At 57.1% G+C, this 8,557-nt stretch carries 6 protein-coding genes; all 6 read right to left on the reverse strand.

Annotation, left to right across the window (positions count from 1 at the left end; translation table 11 throughout):
- Positions 1–247: 247 nt before the first annotated feature.
- The 6 genes from NW852_RS08220 to NW852_RS08245 all read right to left on the reverse strand — a co-directional run bounded on the left by NW852_RS08220 (position 248) and on the right by NW852_RS08245 (position 7,712).
- Positions 248–2,941, reverse strand: coding sequence for a tetratricopeptide repeat protein (locus NW852_RS08220; RefSeq protein WP_414426631.1), 2,694 nt, complete (start codon positions 2,939–2,941; stop codon positions 248–250).
- A gap of 14 nt (positions 2,942–2,955) precedes the next feature.
- Complete coding sequence (locus NW852_RS08225) at positions 2,956–4,182, reverse strand: class I SAM-dependent methyltransferase (protein ID WP_414426632.1); 1,227 nt, start codon at positions 4,180–4,182, stop codon at positions 2,956–2,958.
- Positions 4,183–4,412: 230 nt separating this feature from the next.
- Positions 4,413–5,201, reverse strand: coding sequence for a TylF/MycF/NovP-related O-methyltransferase (locus tag NW852_RS08230; protein ID WP_414347530.1), 789 nt, complete (start codon positions 5,199–5,201; stop codon positions 4,413–4,415).
- A complete protein-coding gene (locus NW852_RS08235; RefSeq protein WP_414426635.1) occupies positions 5,198–6,001 on the reverse strand; it encodes a phytanoyl-CoA dioxygenase family protein in 804 nt (267 codons plus the stop codon). Before NW852_RS08235 ends, NW852_RS08230 begins: the two co-directional genes overlap by 4 nt.
- A gap of 13 nt (positions 6,002–6,014) precedes the next feature.
- A complete protein-coding gene (locus tag NW852_RS08240; protein WP_414426633.1) occupies positions 6,015–6,788 on the reverse strand; it encodes a hypothetical protein in 774 nt (257 codons plus the stop codon).
- A gap of 9 nt (positions 6,789–6,797) precedes the next feature.
- Positions 6,798–7,712 (reverse strand): radical SAM/SPASM domain-containing protein, encoded by a 915-nt coding sequence (locus NW852_RS08245; RefSeq protein WP_414426634.1) that lies wholly within the window; start codon positions 7,710–7,712, stop codon positions 6,798–6,800.
- Positions 7,713–8,557: the final 845 nt, after the last annotated feature.

An 8,557-nucleotide genomic window follows, 5' to 3' on the forward strand; every position in this document is an offset into this window, starting at 1 on the left:
GGGTGCGTAGAGTGATCGCAAAATGATCGCAAGGAGAGAGCCAAAGGAAGTTGTCTACGTGACTCAAGACAAGGGTTGGCTGCGTCTGACTTGAACGTAGCAGGGCCGGCGCTACCGCACGTCGATGGGGTGCTGGACATGGCAGCAGGGCGACGGGCGCTGCAGCGGGTGGTGGTTCGGTAAGGATACGGGGGAGCTTGTTTTCTGCCCACGAGCAGAGGCAGCAACTCCGCACCCCCTGAGGATCTCAGCTCCCAGGGTCGGGGGGTGGCACCCGAAAACCGCTGGGCAGCTTCTCTCCACGGGCAGCCGCTTCCAGCGCCGCCAGGAGAAAGGTCTCGAACTGACGCACGGCCTGCAGGTCGTTGTACAGGTGCGCTTCGGCTGCTTCTACGGCTTTGGTGGCAAAAGCCAGACAGCGCTCCTTGTCGCGGCCAAAAGCAAGGGCTGTGGCCGCATAGGTGTCGAGGGATGGGGCAATGGGCGCTATCTCGGCAATCCCCATCTGCTCATAGGTTGCCGCCACAAAACGCCCACGGGCAAAGCGCCCAGGCCAGGTGACAATGGGTTTGCCGTAGGCCATGGCCTCGTAGAGAGTGTTGCCTGAGCCGAAATGGACAGGATCCAGCAGAACGTCACAATGAGCCACCAGCGCCATGAAGCGAGCAAGGGGCTGGCGCGGCACGAAGCAGACCCGTTCGTTGAGGATGGGGGCGCTCTTTGCCCAGCGGGCCCTAAGCTGGTCCTTCCAAGTCTTGACGCGGCCGTCGATGAGGACAATGTGGCCCTCGGGATCGCCCTCAGCAATGGCTGCCAGCACCGCGTCGAAGTCCGGGTGAAGCTTAAAAAGCGATTGCGGGCAGCCGTAGAGCCTGCCGCGCTCAGGCAGGCCTAGTTCTGCGCGTGGGGGAATTTGCCGTGGCAAGCTGAAAAGTTGGTAGCAGAAGGGCAGGCGGGCAAAGCGCACCAAGCGCTCGCTGTAGTACGCTTCCGCCCCTTCTGGCTCCATTGGCGCATCGGCCCCCAGGAAGTAATCGATTGTATCGAGGCCAGTGGTATCCGGGTGGCCGTAGCTAACCATCTGCACCGGCGCAAGCCGCGCATAGGCCAGGAAGTAGGTGGTCATCGACATGCCGATGTCGGGATAGAAGAGGGCGTCCAGTTCAAGGGCTGCAACCTGCGCCTGCCACTGGGGCAGTGGGCCGCTGAGAACCACCACTCGGTCGCAAGCAGCCTCTAACATAGCCCGCATCGGGTCGCGATTGGCTTGCGGCGGGTAGATGAGGATAACTTCAAAACGCGAGCGGTCAAGCTGACGCAAAAGGCCCTGGTAGAGCTTGCCGATGGTGTGGGCGACAAGAAACTCTGAGCAAAAGCCAACGCGGATGCGCCGACCAGCAGGGAAGTGCCAACGGGCAACCTGCGGCGCTTCAAAATTGAGCTGCGGCGCCTTGGCTCGAAAGAGCTGGCAGAGCATCTCCATGAGCGGCCGGTCGTCGGCGTTGTGGTAGGGAAGCTCGAAGGAAAGGGAGTGTCTGAAGAGTTGGGTCGGGTCTGTCAGGGTTCCCGGCAAGGCCAGCAAACTCCGCAGACCCTCCTGATAGCGTGCCCGCCAGTGGGCGATAGCGGCCTGTGACTCTAGGATGGAGGGTAGCCAAAGCCAGCCCTGAATCTGCGCCGCAAGGATCTGCTCGGCAGCATTAGGGGGTTGCGGCCTGCATTGGCGCGCGGCCTGCAGCACTTCCTCTGCTTCTGCATCTCTTTCTTGAGCTGCCAAGGCAAGCGCTAGACCCAGATAGGCAGCAAAGTGGTGGGGATCTTTTTGAAGGGCAAGACGGGCAAAGCTCTCTGCTTCCTGAAAGAGCTCTAAATTGAGGTAGACTTCTGCCTTGCCCAGCAAGCCCTCAGGGAAGTCGGGGCGAAGCGCCAAGGCTTTGTCGTAGTAATCCAGGGCCTGGGAAAAGTTGCGCTCTCCTACCTCCATTCTCCCAAGAGAGAGCAGCGCTTCCACCCGTTGGGGATTGAACTGCAGCGCTGCTTGGTAGGCGTTCTTGGCCCGCGTTCTTTCGCCGCCCCCCAGCAGCGCACTCCCGTAGTTGACCCAGGCGTCAGCATAAGTCGGCTGGAGCTCGATGGCCCGCAGGGCAGCCGCTTGCGCTTCCGACCATTTGCCCATCTGCTGCAATAGAGCTGAAAAATTGCTGTATATCTCAGCATCCTCTGGATAGGCTAGGAGCGCCTGGCGATAGGTCGCCTCGCTTTCCACGTAGCGCCCTTGCCCTTGCAGAGATAGCGCTAGGGCAAGCAGGGTGTTGCGCTCTGCAGGCTCAAGGTCCAGAGCGCGGCGAGCCGCCTCTTCTGCTGCAGCATACTCCCCCTGCTTCCAGCGCACATTGGCAACAAGGGCCCAGGCCAGGGCAGAGCTGGGGTTGCTGGCCAGCAGCCCCTGGGCTTTTTGCAAGGCAAGGGCCAGGTTGCCACAGTTGTAGGCGTCACTTGCTGCCTGCAGCTCGCTGACCTCCTCCTCGCTAAGGGTTCGAGTCGCTGGCACCGGGCTGGAGGAGGGGGCCTCTCCTGCCAGCTTGGCAGCGGCCAGCCGCGCGCTCCACTCGACAACCACCGCCTCTTCCAGGAGTCCGAGGGTGTGCCCATCGGCAAGTACCCGCTCGGCCTCCGCATATTCGCCACACTCCATCAGCGCCTCAACCAGGGACAGCCAATACTGACCAACCGTTGGATTGGCGCTGACGGCGGTTACCAAATGGTGCAGGGCCGCCCGGGGCTGCCCCCGCTGGCGGGTAAGCTGCCCCAGCTTGTGGTGCGCCTCTGGGTGGCGGGGGACAGACCGCAGGACAGCTCGATAGAGCCGCTCCGCCTCGTCCAGGCGCCCCTGCTGGTGATGGTTGAGGGCTTGCTGCAGCAGGTCGTCCAACTCTGACATTGCAGGGAAACTCCTCAAGTGCTCTTTTTCCCTTCCGGCAGGGCATAGGGATGGGTCGCGTGCCAGTAGTCAACCAACTGCCCTTGGTGCTCGATGAGAACCTGCTTTGGCGCTATCCCAAGGCTGGCCATCTCTGTCACAATGTCGGCAGCGCGCCATTGCGTCGGAATGATGACCACGTCTGGCGGTTGCTTGACCAGTTCCTCTCGGCTCACAATTCTCTGACCCACCCCGGGCACATGAGTGCCGACCTTGTTGGGATCCGAATCGACGACCAAGGGAAACTGCTCGGCCCTAACCCCAAAGTGGTGCATGAAGGCTGCCCCTTTCCCTGTACCTCCCCATATGGCAACCCGCAGGCCACTGCAGGCAAGCTCCTGAAGCTGGGCCGCAATCCTGCGCCGGGCCGCTTGGCTGCGCTGCAGGAATTGGGCTGCTGCTTCTGCTCGTAGCCCCCAGTCGGGGGGTAGCCGGAGCTCCACGATGGCCAGCACCACTTCCCCATCGTAGGCATGCCACAAACTCACAATGGCACCCACGCGTTGTAACAGGGTGCGCAGTGACTCGGTACTGAACTGCTGGGGGTGTTCGTAGTAAAAATCAACCAATCGGCCTGTAGAGAAGACCCGGTCGATACAAGGTACTTCAACGAGCAAGCGGACAGTCTTCTCACATTGACTCGCAGCCCACGCCAACTGCTGCAGGAAAGCTGCTGGTTGGCTAAAGTGCTCCAGCACGTGGCGCATCACCACCAGATCTGGCTGAAGGCGCAGCAGATCCTCAACCGGCTCAAAAAGCCGCGCCTCAAACTGGAAGTCGCGGGGGAAGTCGTCTGGTTGGTGGGGATCAAATCCGATGTAGTGTCCTTGCCGACGAGCAGCCAACGCGCGCAGAAAGTGACCACAGCCGCACCCAATCTCAACCACTGTTGGCTTCTGGGGCAGGTAGGTCAACGCCTCATCCGCCAGTTGTGCCAGGTGCCGGTTCCACAGGATCCCAGCGTTGAACATGAGGTTGGGCTGGCTGGGGTAGGGAACATCCTCATAGCAGAAGGCGCGATTCCAGACATGGCCACAGGCAATGCACTGCACAAAGTCAAGCCGATAACGGGGCATTGCCCGCGCCTCATGTTCAGTGCGCGGCCAGCCCAAGGTGGCAAGCGGTGCCATCCCTCCGTCAAAAAAGGGGTGAGCCGCCACTTCGCCACATGCCGGGCAGGAGTCGGAGTAAAGGGGAGTCATGAGAAAAACGCGGCACTGAGGCTATCGTACTATTACCCTGCAACAAACCCTGACCCTAGTCTGTCAGCTAGCCCCCACCCCCGTCCAGGCGGCCAAGAAAGGCCTTGGGAAGGGGATGGGGAGTCCAACGCCGCCAACCTGATTGCCCCCTCTGGAGCTGCTGTAAACCAGCCCAGAGGCCCGTTGCAGGGCTACCGCTTCAAGGAAGCAAGCTATAGCCGTGGAGGAGTTTACTCAAGCACGGCGTATGACATGCACGTCGCGTAGGGGAAGCGGATCAGACGGAGATTGCGGATGCCCAGCGTCTCCAACGTCGCCAGCGTCTCACCTGGAAACTGACGCATGTTGAGCTCGTCGAACAAGATCACTGCTCCCTTGGGCATGCGCGGCACGAGCAATTCCAGGGCCAGTTTTGTCGGCTCGTAGAGGTCGACATCAAGATGCAGCAAAGAGACAACCAAATGGGGGTTGTCTTCAAGATACTTAGGCAGTGTAACACGCAGATCGCCCTCGACTAGCTTCAGTTTTGGTAGGTGTCCGAGAAAGCGGGTCAAATCATGGATGGACGCGGCACGCAGAATATCGTTGGCCATGCCGCTTTCGACGGCAAAACCACCGGGACGGGTATGTTCGGAAACCTGATGACCTGCCAGATCGGCTGCAGACAATTCTGGAAAACCCGTGAAAGTATCGAAGCCGATGATCTCACGCAGATAATTGGTTGGCTCGAAAATCGAGCTCAGGTGATACCAGGTCATGAGGCTTGCGCCACGGGCAACCCCCATCTCCACAACTGAACCGTGAACGTGCAGTTGCTTCTGGAACACCTCAGCGCGTGCCAAGAATTTCGTTAAGCTTTCCCGCGTAACGTATTTGGTAAAATTTTCCAGTTTGATATTGGCGCTGCCGGGGCTCTCGGCCCAGTAGCGCTCCAATTCTGCCAGACACCTGATATTGGCTTCGCTTTGACGGGATGACTCGCGGATCATGCCGCTCAAGGGATGGTTAGTGCTGCTCATGGGGCATTCTCCTTGGTTGCAAGTGCTTTCAGTCCTTCTTCTGCCAAATCTTGCCAGCGCCAGCCTCGTTCAATGAAGAAAGGATCGGTCAAATCGGTATAGCGCAGCGTAACCGCAAACCTTACGTCTTCACTGCGGTTCAGGTTGGCCGAATGCGGCAATAGCCCGTCAAAGAGGATCAGGTCACCTGCCATTAGTTCGAGCTGACGCTGCTCCTTGAAGGAAGCGGTGACTTCTGGCAAAAGCGTAATCCACTTGTTTTTTCCACGCAGCGCCTCGTCGTAGGCGTGGGGCAGCAGACCCCGCTTGTGCTCGCCAGGTGCAACCACCAACCCGCCATTAAAGGCGCCGGTATTCTGTAACGGAATGTAGGCCACTACGTGATTCTGTGGGCCGTAGAAACGATCCTGATGCCAGTAGGCAACATGCCATTCGTGGCCGGGCATGTTCATGATCATGTTCAGGCGTGGATGGATGGCGATGCGCTCGCTGCCCAGTATCTCTCTAACCCAACTCGTGAGCAAGCGGCTGCTTGCCAGTTCAAACATCCAAGGCCGACGATTGACCTCCTCATAAATCCAAGACTGTGCCTCCGGCTTGGCCCGCCACAGAGTTATGAGCGAGCGCGACAAACGACGCACAGGGTCACTTTCTTCACTGGCTGAAAGGCCAAACCGCTCAAGCTGGGTGGCGACCAGCCAGTGCAGGTCATCTGCCCATTCATTTAACAAAGCGGGCGAAATAAACTGGGGGATATGGCAGTAGCCGAGTTCTGCAAATTGCTCCCTGAGCTGTTTCATGTTCACTCTCCTTTTATCGTAGAGCTTTCCAAGCCTGTGCTGCCTCTTGGGAGATAGTGCCAGCATAGTAGCCCTGAATTGGAAAGTAAAACGGTTGATCTTCAGCGGACTTGCGCAGCACGCAGTAAAGCAGGGCATTGTGGCCAATCTGATTTTTGGTGGCTAGTTCGAGAATATCCTCGCGTTTCCATAGCTGCACAAACTTCAGTGGGTTGTATTCGACGTAGAGATAAGCCATTATCGTATAACCATTTGCCTGAGCTAGATCCCAGAAAAAAGTCGGTTGCACGTTGTAAAAACCATGGTCGAACCAGCCAGTAAAGGGCAGGCCATGGATCATCAAGCCGCCAGGCAGTGTGTAGTCGTGTATGGTTTTCATTACCTGAGCAATGTTGAAGATGTGCTTGACTGTGCCAAGGTTAAAAACAGCATCATAACGCTGGGGCAACTCAATAGGGAAATTGAGGTCTAGCTTGAGAGCTGTCTCGGTGCCATGAAGATCCACCGCCGTCATGGAGCGCGGCTGCCAGAAGGTGCGCCAAAAGATCTTGGCAATCTCGAACAGCATTCCGGGGCGCTTGGCTTGAGTTATTTCATCGAGCTGACGGAAGAGGGCAGTACGTTCTTCCTCTTTGGCAAAGCGATAAATGTCTTGGCCAAGCTGCTCGACAGCCACGTCGCCATACCAGTTGGCTTCGCCAAGTTCCAAACAGTCTCCTCCAAGTGGAATGGCGTTTTGCTCCCGCATTTGGCGAAATAGGATGTATTCGATGGCGGTGATAGCCATAAATCTCCCTCAGAGAAAATTGCAGCGGCGGCAGGGCTCGACAAGCAGACGGTTGTCCACTGTTGTGCGCAGTCGGCGATAGCTTGGGCTGTTGTAGATGTCGAGGACATGCTGCTCCCGAACATTGCCTATGGGGTAGCGTGCCTGGCCATCGGCGCAACAATGGGCTACTACACCCGTTGCTGTGATCGATACGTCAAACCAGCGGGTGCAGGCTACAGGCGGCACCGCGGAAGTGGGCATGTCAACCTGGCCAAGCCAGTTCGTGCGTGGAAAAATGCTCACTTCAAACAAGGGATAAGTTGTCTTTACCCAGACAGCAAAATCTTTATCAACTGCCGTGCCGTCACCGACACGCGACAGCACAATGCGCATTGGCAAACGTCCTTCAGCTTTTGCTTTGTGCAGCATGTCCAGGCTTTCGCGGGTTCGTCTATAGGGCAACCTCATTGTTGCCTCATATTCGTTCGGGCGATGATCGTTAAAACTAACCCACAAGTAGCCAAGATTGGGGAACTGGGTCAATCGTTCCAAAATCCGCTCGTTGATGAGCGAAGCATTGGTAGTCAAGGTAATGGTGGCATTTGGTAACTCAGACTGGAGGTACGTAAGCAAATCAAAAATCCGCGCATCCAAAAATGGCTCGTTGACCTTAAAGGGACTTAATTGAAAGCGATGAAGACGTGGAATGTCTTTAAGGTCGTTGACGATTTTCTCTATGAGAGCATCATCCATCTTTGTCCCTTTTCTTTCTAGCGAAGAATAGGGACAAAAGTTGCAGGCAGCGTTACAGCGCGCCATCGTTTCCAGATGGACGTGGGCTGGAAAGTCAATGCATGAACTCTCCCGCATGGCCAGAGCTCTTCTCTGATAGTCCAGTAAGTTAGGCGGAATTGGGCTCATTTCAACGTTCTCTTGAAGCATGGAATTTTCTCCTGCAATATCTTCCCTACTGATTACAACACTTCCACGCAAGCTCTAGTGTAGGGGCTCTGCACCGTTAGCGGGAAGGCTGCTGCCTGTGTCTGTTATGAGCTACCCCAGTGCATGGGTGGGGTTCCCCCGCCTACCTGACGACAAGGCTTTTGTCTCTTCCCCTGCCCCAGTTGTTTCATCGTTCGCGGCAGCGGGACGGCGTCCATCCTGTGTACCGAGTCTGCGTTCGCAAAGCGTGGCGCTAGCCATAGTAGAGCTGAAGCATCCAAGACTCACGAGGCGGGTTCCCAGCCCTGGTTGGTAGCAACATCGAACATAACCCTCACCGACCTCCTGTCCCTCTCTATCGCAAAACCATAAGCAGACACAGGCATGATAGCAGTACAGCTTGACTCTAGGTGTATTGTTTCGTGCGGCGGTGCTCCGGTACACCCAAAGTCAATCTAGGGGCGCTGTCCATTCCCACCGTCTATACAGTGGGGAATTCCGCGCGTTTTGTTGACCTAGCCAGCAATAGGTCGAGCTGCGCTGAAAGAAAGATTAGGGTAGCCAAGGTTCAGTATGGCTAGGTATGTCACGACGAAGGAGGCGGCCAGCTATTTGTTCGATTCCTCTCCAGCAACAACGCTTGGCTTCTGAAGCCTACTACCGCTTCTGGGCAGTTTGCTTCGTCTTCCAGAACCAATCTTTAGGACTTGCTGTCCGCAACTTGCCCGCAAGACTAGACGAATGCTGCAAACCCTTACGCAGCAAGCGTTTGCCGACTTAAAACTGCTGGCTTCCAAACTGCTGTTGTCGGTTCGATTCCGTCCGCCCGCTTCCAGAAAACAAGC

The sequence above is a fragment of the Synechococcus sp. H60.1 genome, from assembly GCF_047462335.1.
GTDB lineage: Bacteria > Cyanobacteriota > Cyanobacteriia > Thermostichales > Thermostichaceae > Thermostichus.

Excerpts from the sequence above, each read along its gene's own strand:
- NW852_RS08220 (WP_414426631.1), bottom strand. The coding sequence starts at position 2,941 with ATGTCAGAGTTGGACGACCTGCTGCAGCAAGCCCTCAACCATCACCAG.
- NW852_RS08225 (WP_414426632.1), bottom strand. The coding sequence starts at position 4,182 with ATGACTCCCCTTTACTCCGACTCCTGCCCGGCATGTGGCGAAGTGGCG.
- NW852_RS08230 (WP_414347530.1), bottom strand. The coding sequence starts at position 5,201 with ATGAGCAGCACTAACCATCCCTTGAGCGGCATGATCCGCGAGTCATCC.
- NW852_RS08235 (WP_414426635.1), bottom strand. The coding sequence starts at position 6,001 with ATGAAACAGCTCAGGGAGCAATTTGCAGAACTCGGCTACTGCCATATC.
- NW852_RS08240 (WP_414426633.1), bottom strand. The coding sequence starts at position 6,788 with ATGGCTATCACCGCCATCGAATACATCCTATTTCGCCAAATGCGGGAG.
- NW852_RS08245 (WP_414426634.1), bottom strand. The coding sequence starts at position 7,712 with ATGCTTCAAGAGAACGTTGAAATGAGCCCAATTCCGCCTAACTTACTG.